The organism is Streptomyces umbrinus (assembly GCF_030817415.1).
In the GTDB taxonomy this organism is placed as follows: Bacteria; Actinomycetota; Actinomycetes; order Streptomycetales; family Streptomycetaceae; genus Streptomyces; species Streptomyces umbrinus_A.
This window is the reverse complement of the sequence record NZ_JAUSZI010000002.1, coordinates 4,293,542-4,306,738: the sequence shown is the minus strand read 5'-3', so window position 1 is coordinate 4,306,738 and position 13,197 is coordinate 4,293,542. Positions and strand designations below refer to the sequence as shown.

13 protein-coding genes are annotated in these 13,197 nt (G+C 70.3%); 5 read left to right on the top strand and 8 right to left on the bottom strand.

The features are described 5' to 3' along the window. Positions 1–237: 237 nt before the first annotated feature. On the top strand, positions 238–1,713 hold the full coding sequence (locus tag QF035_RS18775) for a sensor histidine kinase (protein WP_269648447.1): 1,476 nt from the start codon (positions 238–240) through the stop codon (positions 1,711–1,713). A gap of 257 nt (positions 1,714–1,970) precedes the next feature. Here QF035_RS18775 and QF035_RS18770 read toward each other — a convergent pair whose 3' ends face one another. After that, positions 1,971–2,228 carry a WhiB family transcriptional regulator gene (locus tag QF035_RS18770; RefSeq protein ID WP_016639615.1) on the bottom strand — a complete coding sequence of 86 codons (258 nt, stop codon included), beginning with the start codon at positions 2,226–2,228 and terminating at the stop codon, positions 1,971–1,973. A gap of 318 nt (positions 2,229–2,546) precedes the next feature. Then, positions 2,547–3,515 carry a diacylglycerol/lipid kinase family protein gene (locus tag QF035_RS18765; RefSeq protein ID WP_269648448.1) on the bottom strand — a complete coding sequence of 323 codons (969 nt, stop codon included), beginning with the start codon at positions 3,513–3,515 and terminating at the stop codon, positions 2,547–2,549. A 135-nt stretch (positions 3,516–3,650) separates the two neighbouring features. Here QF035_RS18765 and QF035_RS18760 point away from each other — a divergent pair, with 135 nt between their 5' ends. Next, entirely contained in the window at positions 3,651–4,100 is a 450-nt protein-coding gene (locus tag QF035_RS18760) for a hypothetical protein (RefSeq protein WP_307521541.1), read from the top strand. A 161-nt stretch (positions 4,101–4,261) separates the two neighbouring features. Here QF035_RS18760 and QF035_RS18755 read toward each other — a convergent pair whose 3' ends face one another. The 3 genes from QF035_RS18755 to QF035_RS18745 all read right to left on the bottom strand — a co-directional run bounded on the left by QF035_RS18755 (position 4,262) and on the right by QF035_RS18745 (position 6,335). Then, entirely contained in the window at positions 4,262–5,413 is a 1,152-nt protein-coding gene (locus QF035_RS18755) for an RNA polymerase sigma factor SigF (protein WP_307521540.1), read from the bottom strand. Continuing rightward, positions 5,410–5,823: an anti-sigma regulatory factor gene (locus tag QF035_RS18750; protein ID WP_055512819.1), complete on the bottom strand. Its 414-nt coding sequence runs from the start codon at positions 5,821–5,823 to the stop codon at positions 5,410–5,412. The genes QF035_RS18755 and QF035_RS18750 overlap by 4 nt, the downstream gene beginning before the upstream one ends. A gap of 251 nt (positions 5,824–6,074) precedes the next feature. Then, complete coding sequence (locus QF035_RS18745; RefSeq protein WP_307521539.1) at positions 6,075–6,335, bottom strand: UBP-type zinc finger domain-containing protein; 261 nt, start codon at positions 6,333–6,335, stop codon at positions 6,075–6,077. 61 nt (positions 6,336–6,396) lie between these two features. Here QF035_RS18745 and QF035_RS18740 point away from each other — a divergent pair, with 61 nt between their 5' ends. Beyond that, positions 6,397–7,992 carry a Na+/H+ antiporter gene (locus QF035_RS18740; RefSeq protein WP_307521538.1) on the top strand — a complete coding sequence of 532 codons (1,596 nt, stop codon included), beginning with the start codon at positions 6,397–6,399 and terminating at the stop codon, positions 7,990–7,992. A gap of 3 nt (positions 7,993–7,995) precedes the next feature. Here the strand turns inward: QF035_RS18740 and QF035_RS18735 are convergent, their stop codons facing one another. The 3 genes from QF035_RS18735 to QF035_RS18725 form a co-directional block, all read right to left on the bottom strand. Next, positions 7,996–8,934 (bottom strand): 1-aminocyclopropane-1-carboxylate deaminase/D-cysteine desulfhydrase, encoded by a 939-nt coding sequence (locus tag QF035_RS18735; RefSeq protein WP_373466957.1) that lies wholly within the window; start codon positions 8,932–8,934, stop codon positions 7,996–7,998. 70 nt (positions 8,935–9,004) lie between these two features. Next, positions 9,005–9,595 (bottom strand): N-acetylmuramoyl-L-alanine amidase, encoded by a 591-nt coding sequence (locus QF035_RS18730; protein ID WP_307521535.1) that lies wholly within the window; start codon positions 9,593–9,595, stop codon positions 9,005–9,007. Between the two features lie 137 nt (positions 9,596–9,732). Continuing rightward, positions 9,733–9,966, bottom strand: coding sequence for a hypothetical protein (locus QF035_RS18725; protein ID WP_189837561.1), 234 nt, complete (start codon positions 9,964–9,966; stop codon positions 9,733–9,735). A gap of 266 nt (positions 9,967–10,232) precedes the next feature. Here QF035_RS18725 and QF035_RS18720 point away from each other — a divergent pair, with 266 nt between their 5' ends. Together QF035_RS18720 and QF035_RS18715 are read left to right on the top strand one after the other, a co-directional pair. After that, the gene (locus tag QF035_RS18720; RefSeq protein ID WP_307521533.1) at positions 10,233–11,639 is read left to right on the top strand and encodes a family 2B encapsulin nanocompartment shell protein; all 1,407 of its coding nucleotides are present in this window, start codon (positions 10,233–10,235) and stop codon (positions 11,637–11,639) included. Between the two features lie 112 nt (positions 11,640–11,751). Continuing rightward, positions 11,752–12,882: a family 2 encapsulin nanocompartment cargo protein polyprenyl transferase gene (locus QF035_RS18715; protein WP_307521532.1), complete on the top strand. Its 1,131-nt coding sequence runs from the start codon at positions 11,752–11,754 to the stop codon at positions 12,880–12,882. The last annotated feature ends 315 nt before the right edge of the window (positions 12,883–13,197 follow it).

Sequence of the window (13,197 nt, the reverse complement as noted above, 5' to 3'; positions counted from 1 at the left end):
CCTCCGTCTTCCCCGCACAGGAAGACGGACCGAGGAGCCGGCGCTCTCTGCCCTGACTGCACCGGATCCTCGTCTTCGGCCGAACGGGACCGCACACCCCGCGGCCGATGTTGCTCCGGGCTGCGGTGCCGGGAGGGTTGAGGGTCCCTCCCAGGCGCCGCGGCCCGCGGGTGTTTCCGGGCCCGTGCGGGTGGCCGATATCGGAGCATGTCGCACCCGGCGGGTACGCTCGCACACGTGCCCTCCATGAACGACCTCGTCCGCCAGCACACCGCCCTCGGTGACTCCGACCTCGAGTGGCTGCACCTGCTGGTCTCGGAGTGGCAGCTGCTCTCCGACCTCTCCTTCGCGGACCTCGTCCTGTGGGTTCCCACCCGTGACGGCACCCGCTATGTCTCGGTCGCCCAGATGAGGCCCAACACCGGCCCCACCTCGTACCAGGACGACATGGTCGGCCACCTCGTCCCGCGCGGCCGCCGCCCCATGCTGGACGCGGCCCTGGACGAGGGCCGGATCGTGCGCGAGGGCGACCCGGAGTGGCGCGAGGAGGTTCCCGTCCGGGTCGAGTCGATCCCCGTGCGCAGGGAGGGGCGCGTCCTGGGCGTCATCGCCCGCAACACCAACCTCCTCACCGTGCGCACGCCCTCGCGGCTCGAACTCACCTATCTGCAGAGCGCGTCCGACCTCGCACAGATGATCGCGGCCGGCTCCTTCCCGTTCCCCAACCAGCAGGTCGACATGGACGCCTCGCCGCGGGTGGGTGACGGCCTGATCCGGCTGGACGCGGAGGGCATCGTCCAGTACGCGTCACCGAACGCGCTGTCGGCGTACCACCGTCTCGGTCTCGCCGCCGACCTGGTCGGCCACCACCTCGGCAAGACCACGGCCGAACTCGCCCCGTCCCGCGGCCCGGTGGACGAGGCGCTGGCCAAGGTCGCCAGCGGCTGGGCGCCCCGCGAGTTCGAGATCGAGAGCGCCGACGGCGTGATCCAGCTGCGCGCCATCCCGCTCAAACCCAAGGGCACGCGGGTGGGTTCGCTCGTACTCCTGCGTGATGTGACCGAACTGCGGCGCCGCGAGCGGGAGTTGATCACCAAGGACGCGACCATCCGGGAGATCCACCACCGCGTGAAGAACAACCTCCAGACGGTCGCGGCCCTGCTCCGCCTCCAGGCCCGCCGTATCGAGTCCGACCGGGGCCGTGAGGCGCTCGAAGAGGCCGTGCGCCGGGTCGGATCGATCGCCATCGTGCACGAGACTCTCTCCCAGAATCTGGACGAGCGCGTGGAGTTCGACGAGATCGCCGACCGAGTGCTCGCCATGGTCGCCGAGATCTCCCCGGGCAAGGTCGTCGGCCGGCGCACCGGACGCTTCGGCATACTCGACGCCGAGGTCGCGACCCCGCTCTCCATGGTCCTCACGGAGATCCTGCAGAACGCGCTGGAGCACGGCTTCCGGGAGGGCGACCGCGGCACGGTCGAGGTGTCCGCGGTCCGCGGCGGCAGCACCAAGGAGGCCCGCCTCCTGGTCACCGTCCAGGACGACGGCATCGGTCTGCCCGAGGGCTTCGACCCGCACCGCTCGGGCAACCTGGGCCTGCAGATCGTACGGACGCTGGTGGAGGGGGAGTTGGGCGGAACCTTCGACATGGTCCGCGCCCCCGAGCGCGGAACGCAGGTCGTCCTGGACATTCCCGTGGTGCCCCACAAGTGACGCACAGGCAATCCGCACCATTACTCCACGCGCACGCTGCGTAATCATCACGAGTTGCCGGGAGCGGCCGGCGGTCGCCGGGCACCCCACGAAGACGCAGCCGCAAACAGCAATGAGCCCCGGACCGTTTTCCGGTCCGGGGCTCATCGTGCTCGTTGCTATCTGCGCATCGGGGGTACTGCGCGCTGCGGCTCGGGGGCGGGAGAAGCGTACTCGCTGTACGCGCCGCCAAGCTCAGGGCCGTGTGGGGTGGGTTGTCAGGCGGATGCCTGGCGGGCCCGGTTGCGGGCGGCGCGGCGCTTCATGGCGCGGCGCTCGTCCTCGCTGAGACCACCCCAGACGCCGGAGTCCTGGCCGGACTCGAGCGCCCACTGCAGGCACTGCTCCATGACGGGGCAGCGACGGCAGACGGCCTTGGCTTCCTCGATCTGCAGCAGCGCAGGACCGGTGTTGCCGATGGGGAAGAAGAGCTCGGGGTCTTCCTCGCGGCAAACGGCGTTGTGACGCCAGTCCATGGCTGCTACCTCTCCTTGGTATTACATGCACGTTGCTTGTGAATGTGAACGCTTTCACGAATCCCTCAACAAGTGAAGGGCCGACCACCAGACGGACTGGTGTGGTCCTGTGAATTGAGGAGGGGTTCCGGCGCTCTGTGGGGGCGATGTTGCGGCCCGTCCCGAGCGCCACAAAGAGACTCGCAAACCTCAGCGGCGGATACAACCCCTACCGGAAAGTTTTTTTTGATTCCTCGGTGTCGACTAGGTCACAGCCGTACTTCCATGGGGTGGATCCTGGCCTAAACGTTCGAGTGGAAGGACTTTAGCCCGTTCCGCTCACACAATCACACGCAGTGCACGGCGAACGCCTGTGAACGTCACGCTCGTACGCAGTCCGAGGTGGTCGCCGTCCATCTGGAGGGGGAGTGGGACCTTCGAATGCAAGGTGAAGTCGGTCAGGTCGTGCAGGGACACTGCGTGCTTCCCATGGGGTCCGCGCTCGGGGGACGAAGTGAGCAACTGGGTGCCATACCGGGCAACCGCGGTCGTCGACATGCGGCTGAGACCGAGTACGTCGAGCCCGGTATCGAACGAGGCCTTAGGCGACGCGTACACCGGGCGATTGCCCAGATACGTCCACGGAGAGGTGTTGCAGACTATCGACAGCACCAAATCGGTCACCGGGTCCGCGCCGGGCCGATCCAGCGTGATCGTGCCGTGGCGGCGGTGGGTCTCCCCGAAGAACTGGCGCATCGCCTGGCGCAGGTAGAGGGAGTGCGTGGAACGCTTGCCGCGCTCGCGGTGCTGTTCGACGCGGCCGACCACGCCGGCGTCGAAGCCGAGGCCCGCGTTGAAGGTGAACCAGCGGGCGGGGACGCCTTCGTCCTCGCTGCCCGGGGTGCCCGCGGCGAGGCCCAGGCCCACCGTGCGCTGCCGGCCCTCGCGCAGCGCGTCGAGGAGGGCGCCGGTGGCCTCCACGGGCTCGTTCGGCAGGCCGAGGGCGCGCGCGAAGACATTGGTGGAGCCGCCGGGGACGACGGCGAGGCCGGGCAGCCGGTCCGGGTCGGGGCCGCCGTGCAGCAGGCCGTTCACGACCTCGTTGACCGTGCCGTCGCCGCCGAGGGCCACGACCAGTTCTATGTCCTTGCTCTCCGCGGCCTGCCGGCCGAGGTCCCTGGCGTGCCCGCGGTACTCGGTGGTGACCGCTTCGAGCTTCATCTCGCTCGCCAACGCGTGGATCAAGACGTCACGCGTGCGTGCGCTTGTGGTGGTTGCTGCCGGATTGACCACGAGAAGTGCACGCATGCGATGCAGCGTACCTACCGCGTGGTACTCGGCCCATACCGAGGTAGGGATCAGGTGTGAGGGGCACCACACAGCGGGTTCCCGGGGGTGCCCCGGGGCCGTTGGCGGGTACGGGGTGAGAGCTACTCTTCAGGGGTGAGTTCTGAGCAGAAATCGACCCCGGACACCTCCGACGCCGAACCCCGTCCCACGCGGCTGACCGTCGCGGCGGCGCTGGCCGCGCTGGAGGGGCTCGCTCTTGTGGTCGGCGGCGGCTACATGCTGGTGATGGGTCTCACGGGGCACCCGGACGACCGGAGTCAGGCCGTCACCGGGGGCGTGACGCTGATCGTGCTCGCGCTGCTTCCGCTGCTGGCCGCGCGCGGGCTGATGCTGCGGCGCGGGTGGAGCCGGGGGCCGACGATCATCACGCAGATCATGGCGCTGCCCGTCGCGTACAACCTGCTTCAGGCCGACAGTCTCGCCATTCCCGGGGGGATCGCCCTGGCGGTGGTGGCTGTCGCGGCGCTGGTGCTGATCGTGAATCCGGAGACGACCAGGGCCCTGGGGATCACCGGGCCGGGTGGCGTACGGGAGTCGAAGTAGGCCGGGGTGGGCTGAGGGCGTACCGAGTCTGCGGGCCCGCTGATCGCGCAGTTCCCCGCGCCCCGTGAAAAGCCATGCGTCCCCGTGTCCCTGGGGGAGCGCAGTTGCCCGTTCCGCCGAGAACCGCATGGTGCCCGCGCCCCGCAGAGGGGCGCGGTCTGTTACTCCTCCACCAGGAGCTTTTCCCGTAGCTGGGCCAGGGTGCGGGCCAGCAGGCGGGAGACGTGCATCTGGGAAATGCCCACCTCCTGGGCGATCTGGGACTGGGTCATGTTGGCGAAGAAGCGCAGGAGGAGGATCCGCTTCTCGCGCGGTGGAAGGTCCTCAAGGAGGGGCTTGAGGGACTCGCGGTACTCGACGCCCTCCAGGGCCTCGTCGTACGCGCCCAGGGTGTCCGCGACCGCCGGGGACTCGTCGTCCGTGTCGGGGACGTCCAGGGACAGCGTGGAGTACGCGTTGGCCGACTCCAGGCCCTCCAGGACCTCCTCCTCCGAGATGCCCAGCTTCTCGGCCAGCTCGTGGACCGTGGGTGAGCGGCCGTGCCGCTGCGAGAGCTCCGCGGTCGCCGTGGTGAGAGCGAGCCGCAACTCCTGCAGCCGGCGCGGCACCCGCACTGCCCAGCCCTTGTCGCGGAAGTGCCGCTTGATCTCGCCGACCACCGTCGGAGTCGCGTACGTCGAGAACTCGACACCGCGCTCCGGGTCGAAGCGGTCAACCGACTTGATCAGGCCGATGGTGGCGACCTGTGTGAGGTCGTCCAGCGGCTCGCCGCGGTTGCGGAAGCGGCGCGCGAGGTGCTCCACGAGCGGCAGATGCATCCGGACCAGCCGGTTGCGCAGCTCCGCGTACTCCGGGCTGCTGGGGTCCAGCTTGCGCAGCTCGATGAACCTGGCCCGCGCCCCGGCGCGGTCGTGGGGGTCGTGCTGCGTACCCGACGCGCCGCTGTCGGCATTTCGTTCGTGCTCGTGCTGCTCGCTCATGATCCCGCCCGTCACCCGCCGCCGCCCTTCCGAGGACGTCCCCCCAGACTCCGTCCGGGGGGACCCCCTCTGCGCGGCAACGTCTGGATCCTGTCGCCCGTCACTGTCGGAGAGCGCCTCGCGCCCGTCCTTGTCGATCGGCTCTTCCCGCTGAGGCGCTTCTTCGGCCGCCGCGGAGGCGATGTCCTCCGGATGCGGCCGGGCCTGCTGCTCGGGGATGCCGTCGACACCTTCCGCCGGACGCCGAGGCCCGGTCGGGCCGTCCTCGCCCTTGCCGGGAAGTTCCCGTGTGCCGCGCTCTTCGTCCCGCACCGGCCCGTCCCCGTTCCTCACGCCGGCCCGGGTCCCGCGCCGCGCTGTTTGTAGAGGCTGATCGAAACGGTTTTGTCGTCGGCCACCGAGGAGGACACCTTGCCTGCGAGGGCCGACAGCACGGTCCAGGCGAAGGTGTCCCGCGCGGGGGCATGGCCGTCGGTGGTCGGGGCCGAGACGGTCACCTCGAGCGAGTCGTCGATCAGGCGGAAGACACAGCTGAGCACGGAGCCCGGCACCGCCTGTTGCAACAGGATCGCGCACGCCTCGTCCACGGCGATGCGCAAGTCCTCGATCTCGTCGAGGGTGAAGTCCAAACGCGCCGCGAGGCCGGCTGTGGCCGTGCGCAGCACCGACAGGTAGGCACCCGCAGCCGGCAGCCGGACTTCCACGAAGTCCTGGGTCGCGGGCTCGCCTGCGATCTGGGACACCCTCACCTCCAAGGTGGTACAAGCTCTTTCGGGGGCCGAGGGTCGCCCCCCGGGGTAACGCGCAACGTGGTTCAGCGGTGACGCTATCGCGCTCTCAGGTTTCCTGTCCCCGGGACCCCAACCCCTTGCTGTCACTCATAGTAAACCTATGGATACGCACAGTGGCTAGGGGTCTGCGGGCCCAATTGGGAAGAGCGCGCGCCGGGTTGACGTACCCAACGGTCAGAGGGTCGAACCGTCCGGATCCCTCGTCACACGAGTACGTGGTCGACGAAGCACCAGCGCCAGTTCTCTCCGGGCTCGAACGTGCGCATGATCGGGTGTCCCGTCTCCTTGAAGTGCTCCGTCGCGTGCCGCAGCGGCGACGAGTCGCAGCAGCCCACGTCTCCGCAGATGAGACACAGTCGCAACTGCACGGGGTGCGAGCCGGCCGCCAGACACTCCAGGCAGGTCTCGCTCAGCGGCTCGGGTTCTGGATGCGGCAGCGCGTCGGCGTGCGTGCACTGTTTCATGATTGCCAGATTACGTCGGGCGTGCGGGAATCCGCGCGGAAACGAAGGTGGGCCGAAGCCGATGCACGTGATGCCCCTCCTCCTGCTGGTCGCGGGCAGCGCCGTGGTCGCCGGCGCGGCCCGCCGTACCCCGGTGCCCGCGCCGCTGCTGCTGGTCACCGCGGGCCTGATCGTCTCGTACCTGCCCGGGGTCCCCGAATACACCCTCGACCCCGACGTGGTGCTCCCGCTGGTGCTGCCCCCGCTGCTCTACACGGCGGCCACGGACAGCTCGTACCTCGATCTGCGGGCGCAGCTCAGGCCGGTCGCGCTGTTGTCGGTCGGGTACGTGCTCTTCGCGACGCTCGTCGTCGGCTGGGCCGCGTACATGATCGTGCCGGATTTGTCGCTGACGGCGGCGCTCGTGCTGGGCGCGGTCGTGGCGCCCCCGGACGCGGTGGCGGCCACGGCTGTGGCGCGCCGGGTAGGGCTGCCCTCCAGGGTCACCACGATCCTGCAGGGCGAGTCCCTGGTGAACGACGCGACCGCGATCACCGCCTACCGGGTGGCAATCGCCGCTGCCGTCGGTGAGGGCGCGACCTGGGCGGGCGGCATCGGCGAGTTCCTGCTCGCGGCGATCGGCGGCATCGGCATCGGAGTCGTCCTGATGGTGCCGCTCCACTGGCTGCGCACGCACCTGAAGGAGGCGCTCCTCCAGAACTCCCTGTCCCTGCTGATCCCGTTCTTCGCGTACGCGGTCGCCGAGCAGGTGCACGCCTCCGGAGTGCTCGCCGTGGTCGTCGTCGCGCTCTACCTCGGGCACCGCAACTGGGAGGTCGACTTCGCGACCCGGCTGCAGGAGGAGGCGGTGTGGAAGATGGTCGCGTTCATCCTGGAGTCGGCGGTCTTCGCGCTGATCGGCCTGCAGCTCCCGATCGTCCTCAAGGGCCTCGACGAGTACGAGGGAGTGAGCGCCGCCTGGTACGCGGTGGCCGTCTTCCTGGTCGTCGTGGTGTCCCGCTTCGTGTGGGTGTATCCCGCGACTTTCCTGCCACACATCCTGTCCAAGCGGATCCGGGAACGGGAGGACAACCCCACCTGGAAGGGGCCCTTCATCATCAGCTGGGCCGGGATGAGAGGCGTGGTCTCGCTCGCCATCGCCTTCTCGATCCCGCTCACCGCTGAGGGCGGGGAGGACTTCCCGGGCCGCAATCTGATCCTCTTCCTGACCTTCACGACGGTGATCGGCACGCTGGTGGTCCAAGGGCTGACACTGCCCCCGCTGGTCCGGCTGCTGAAGCTGCCCGAGCGGGACCGGCAGGCCGAGACACTCGCCGAGGCGAACGCCCAGGCGCAGGCGTCCCGGACCGCGGAACGCCGCCTGGACGAACTCCTCGACGACGAGCGCAACGCGCTGCCGCCGCCGCTCGCCGACCGGCTCCGCTCGGTCCTGGAGCGTCGCCGCAACGCCGTGTGGGAGCGGCTCGGGACGGTGAACCCCGTGACCGGGGAGACCGCCGACGACACGTACCGGCGGCTGTCGCGCGAGATGATCGGCGCCGAGCGGGCGATGTTCGTGAGACTCCGGGACGGCCGTTACATCGACGACGAGATGCTCCGGACGCTGCTGCGACGCCTGGACCTGGAGGAGGCGGCGGCGTTCCGCGAGGCGACGTAGGGCCTAGACCTTGTCGGCGGTTCGGAGGTGGGGGCTGCCGGTGACGACCGCCGCGATCGTCGTCCCGCGCGCGAACGCGCCCTCCTCGGCGAGGGCGACAAGTCCGTACAGCAACTTGGCGACATAGAGACGCTCCACGGGCAGCTCGTGGCGCTGCTCGAAGTCGGCGGCGAACGCGTCGAGTTCGGGTGGCGTGCGGGCGTAACCGCCGAAGTGGAAGCGGTCGTCGAGCGACCAGTCGCCGCGCGGGCCGCCGAAGGCCTCGTCCTGGAGCGTACGTATCTCCGCGTCGAGGAAGCCGCCCTTGAGGACGGGTATGCCGAGGGCGCGCCGGCCCGGGCCGAGGCCGGCGGCCAGGCCCGCGAAGGTGCCGCCCGTGCCGCAGGCGACCGCGGCCACGTCGACACCGCCGTGGTCGCGCAGTTCCTCGCCGAGGGCTCGGCAGCCCTGAACGGCAAGGGAGTTGCTGCCGCCCTCCGGGATCACGTACGCGTCCTCGGCGGCGCACGCGCGAAGGAGGGCGGCCAGCGTCTTCGGCTCGCTCTTGCGGCGGTACGTCGATCTGTCGATGAAGTGGAACCGCATGCCGTCGGCCGCGCACTGGGCCAGGGACGGGTTGAGCGGTCGGTCGGCGAGCTCCTGGCCGCGGACCACGCCGACGGTGGGCAGGCCCAGGAGGCGGCCCGCGGCGGCGGTGGCCCGCAGATGGTTCGAGTACGCGCCGCCGAAGGTGAGGACAGTGCGGCCCGCCGCCGCTCGCAGGTTCGGGGCGAGCTTGCGCCACTTGTTGCCGACCAGCTCCGGGTGGATCAGATCGTCCCGCTTGAGCAGCAGCCGGACACCGCGCCGCGCGAACCGCTCGTCCACGGCCTCTCGCACCGGGGACGGCAGCCGTGGCCGCAGGGCGCCCAGGCCGAGCGCTTCGGGGGTCTCGGGGCTGATCACCCACCCATTGTCGGACACGCGTCCGAGCGGGGCAGGGCCACGGCGGCACGGGCCCGCCACCAGGGCGCTACTTCAGTCGTTCGTGGATGCGATCCCGCATGGCCGCCATCGTGAAGCCGCGGGGGTCGATCTTGCCCGGCTGCCATTCGAGGTGGCCGATGACCGAGCGGGCCGTCCAGCCGTGGTGGCGGCAGACCGCTGCCGCTGCGCGCTCGATGGCGTCGAGCTGGGCTTCGGGCCAGGGATCCTCGCCGTCGCCGAGGTTCTCGCACTCGAAGCCGTAGAAGTGGCGGTTGCCGTCGGTGTTCGCCTCGTTGTCCGGCGGGAGGGCCTTCTCCGCGATGACCGCGCGCAGGACGTCGTCGTCGCCCAGGCCCGCGTGGTTGGAACGGCCGTAGCCGACGAGGTGGACTCTGCCGTCCTTGGTGATGACGCCGTGGCACAGCGGGCCGGGCAGACCGCTGTAGCCGTCACGGCAGATCTCGACCGTGCGCCGGCTCCCCGATGTCACCGTGTGGTGGATCATCACGCCGTGGACCGGGCCCCACGGGCCCTTGTGATTGCGGTTGTGATGCTCCCAGTCGCCGACCTCGACGACGGTGAGCCCTTCCGCCTTGAGCCGGCTCAGAAAGCTGCCCGCGGACATGGGTGGGGCCATGACCGCCTCCTTGCAGGGCCGCGACGGCCACCCTTCGTGGCCGTCTCGTACCGCTGCTTGTACCCGGTCTCCCCGGTCGGGACCACTTGTTCGCACGGCGTGCGAGCCGATCCGGTCAGCGGTACGCGCGGACCGCCTCAGGCGCGCAGAAAGCCGTCCCCGTGCGTCGCGATGTGGCTTTCCACGGCCTGGAGAGCCTGCTGTGTGGCCTGCGGAGAGCCGCTGCCGCGCCGCTCCGCGAGGTAGGCCGCGCCCAGGCTCTTCAGCAGATCGCCGCCCGCCCGCTGTGCCTGGACGTCGTCGAGCTTCTGCTTGCCCTGCGTGAGGCCGCGCTGTGCTTGTTCCTTGGCGCGGTCCAGGAAGCCTGCCATTGCCGTCTCCTCATGGTTCGTCCGTGTTGCCGGTTGAACGGGCGGCCCGATCTTGAAGTTCCCGATCGGGAAGTGACCGGGAAACGATCGAGAAGATCCACCTCGCCGGGCCGGCCGGTCGCCCGGACCTGTCGGCCCGGGCGGGGGTCCTCCGTTATGCCCTGCTTTCGAAGATCCATTCCCCCTCTTTCGTGTAATAGCACCGGCACGGTCCGTGATGGAAGTGTTCTCGGCGCAGCTCATTGCACGATGGGGAGGGCAATTTCATGTCGGTAGGCGAAGAGATCCGCGCGGACCAGGATCAGCCGCAGAAGAGTCTCGGCACATCCGCGGCGCGGAACCTGGCCACCACCACCAAGTCCGCGCCACAGATGCAGGAGATCAGCTCACGATGGCTGCTGCGCATGCTGCCGTGGGTGAACGTGCAGGGCGGCACATACCGCGTGAACCGCAGGCTCAGCTACTCGGTGGGCGACGGTCGCGTGACGTTCGTGAAGACCGGTGACCGCGTTCAGGTCATCCCCGCGGAGCTCGGCGAACTGCCGGCACTGCGCACCTACGAGGACCCGGAGGTGCTCGCCGAGCTCGCACAGCGCTGCCAGCAGCGGGAGTTCGACCCGGGCGACGTGCTCGCCTCCTTCGGCAGCCAGGCCGACGAGGTGTTCCTGCTCGCGCACGGCAAGGTCGAGAAGATCGGCACGGGCCCGTACGGGGACGACGCGGTCCTCGGCGTCCTGGCCGACGGCGCCTACTTCGGCGAGCAGGCGATCACCGACCCGGAGGCGATCTGGGAGTACACGGCCCGCGCGGTCACGGCCTGCACGGTGCTCGCGCTGCCCCGCCAGGACCTCGACCAGATCGCCGAGCGCTCCGAGTCCCTGCGCGAGCACCTTCAGCAACTGCGCGCGATTCCCACGCAGCGCGCCAACAACTACGGCGAGAAGGAGATCGACCTCGCCGCCGGTCACACCGGAGAACAGGCCATCCCGGGGACGTACGTCGACTACGACGCGGCACCGCGCGAGTACGAACTCAGCGTCGCCCAGACCGTGCTGCGCATCCACACGCGCGTGGCCGACCTCTACAACCAGCCGATGAACCAGACCGAGCAGCAGTTGCGGCTCACGGTCGAGGCGTTGAAGGAGCGCCAGGAGCACGAGCTCATCAACAACCGGGAGTTCGGGCTGCTCAACAACTGCGAGTACGACCAGCGGCTGCAGCCGCACGACGGCGTACCCAGCCCGGACGACCTGGACGAGCTGCTCACCAGGCGGCGCGGCACCAAGCTGCTGCTCGCCCACCCGCGCGCGATCTCCGCGTTCGGCCGCGAGCTCAACAAGCGGGGGCTCGTCCCGGAGACCATCGACATGGGCGGCAACCGCATTCCCACCTGGCGCGGTGTGCCGATGTTCCCGTGCAACAAGATCCCGGTCACCGAGGCCCGCACGACCTCGATCATCGCCATGCGTACGGGCGAGGCCGACCAGGGCGTCATCGGACTCCAGCAGGCCGGCATCCCGGACGAGATCGAGCCGAGCCTGTCCGTGCGGTTCATGGGCATCAGTGAGCAGGCGATCATGTCCTACCTGGTGACGACGTACTACTCGGCCGCGGTCCTGGTGCCTGATGCGCTCGGGGTCCTGGAGAACGTCGAGATCGGCCGCTGGAGGTGACGTCCCGTACGGCGCGCGCCGTGTCCCCGTCCGCCGGTGGGGGCGGACCGAGGGGGTACGCGCCCGTCGCCGGCGGAGCCGCCACCGTCCACGCACTCTGCGAGGCGGATCCATGGGTGAGCTCATGACGGAGACGCAACAGAGCCCGCTGCCGGCCGTGGAAGGACCGGAAGCGCGGGGAGGGCCGGTGCCGGGTGGCGTGCCCGGCGGGCGACGGGGGTCGCCCGAAGGGCAGGAGGCCGCCGGGATCCTGGAGCGGTCCCGGGCGTCGGTCGACCCCGAACTGCGCCGGGCCGTCGAGTCGTTGCCCGGCCCGTTGCGCCGGATCGCGCTCTACCACTTCGGGTGGGAGCACGCGGACGGCAGCCCTGCGGCGGGGAACTCGGGCAAGGCGATCCGGCCCGCGCTCGTGCTGGCCGCGGTCCGGGCGCTCGGCGGAGAGCAGGAGACGGCCGTACGGGCGGCCGCCGCGGTGGAGCTCGTGCACAACTTCACCCTGCTGCACGACGACGTGATGGACCGGGACACCACCCGCAGGCACCGGCCCACCGCGTGGGCGGTGTTCGGGGACGCCGACGCGGTCCTTGCCGGGGACTCCCTGCAGGCACTGGCCCACCAGTTGCTCGCCGAGGATCCGCGTCCGGCGTCCTCGGCTGCGGCCGCGCGGCTCGCGAGCTGTGTCGTCGAACTGTGCGCGGGCCAGCACACGGACACCGTCATGGAGCGCCGCGGCCCCGACGACGTCACGCTCGAAGAGGTGCTCACCATGGCCGAGGCCAAGACGGGGGCGCTGCTCGGCTGCGCGTGCGCGCTCGGGGCGCTGTACGCGGGGGCCGGAGAGGAGGACGTCGACGCTCTCGACGCGTTCGGTCGGGAGGCCGGGCTCGCCTTCCAGCTCATCGACGACGTGATCGGCATCTGGGGGGACCCGAGCCGCACCGGCAAGCCGGCCGGGGCGGACCTGATGGCCCGCAAGAAGTCCCTCCCCGTGGTCGCCGCGCTCGCCTCGGGCACACCGGCCGCGGCCGAACTGGCCGAGCTGTACCGGGTTCCGTACCGCGACGGCGATCTGGAGCGTACGGTCCTCGCCGTCGAGCGGGCGGGTGGGCGTGACTGGGCCCAGGTCCAGGCCGCCGACCGGATGGCCAGGGCCCTGCGGCACCTGTCCCGGGCCGTCCCGGATCCGGAAGCGGCGGGAGGGCTTCTGTCGCTGGCGGAGTTCGTGACGCGGCGGAGCACGTGAGTTCGGGACGCGGATGGGAGCGGCGAGTGAGCCGGGTGAGACGGGTGCGACGAGTGAAGAGTGATCGAAGGGCGGCGCGTATGTAGAGATCAGGAGGCCGATGCCGTGCGGTGCCCGCGGGGACGCGGCAGCCGAAGCCGCACGGCGTCGGAAGCGGGGGGCAGAGGAGGGGCGGGTGCGGAAGGGACAAGGGGTGGGGACAGTTGAGGAGGGCTGAGGAAGGCTGACGGGGACGTGCGGGCGGGCGGCGCTGCCCGGGTGGGATGGCTCGGCTGGGCGCGGTGGATGAGGCCGTGTGGCGGGTGGGCTGTCGGT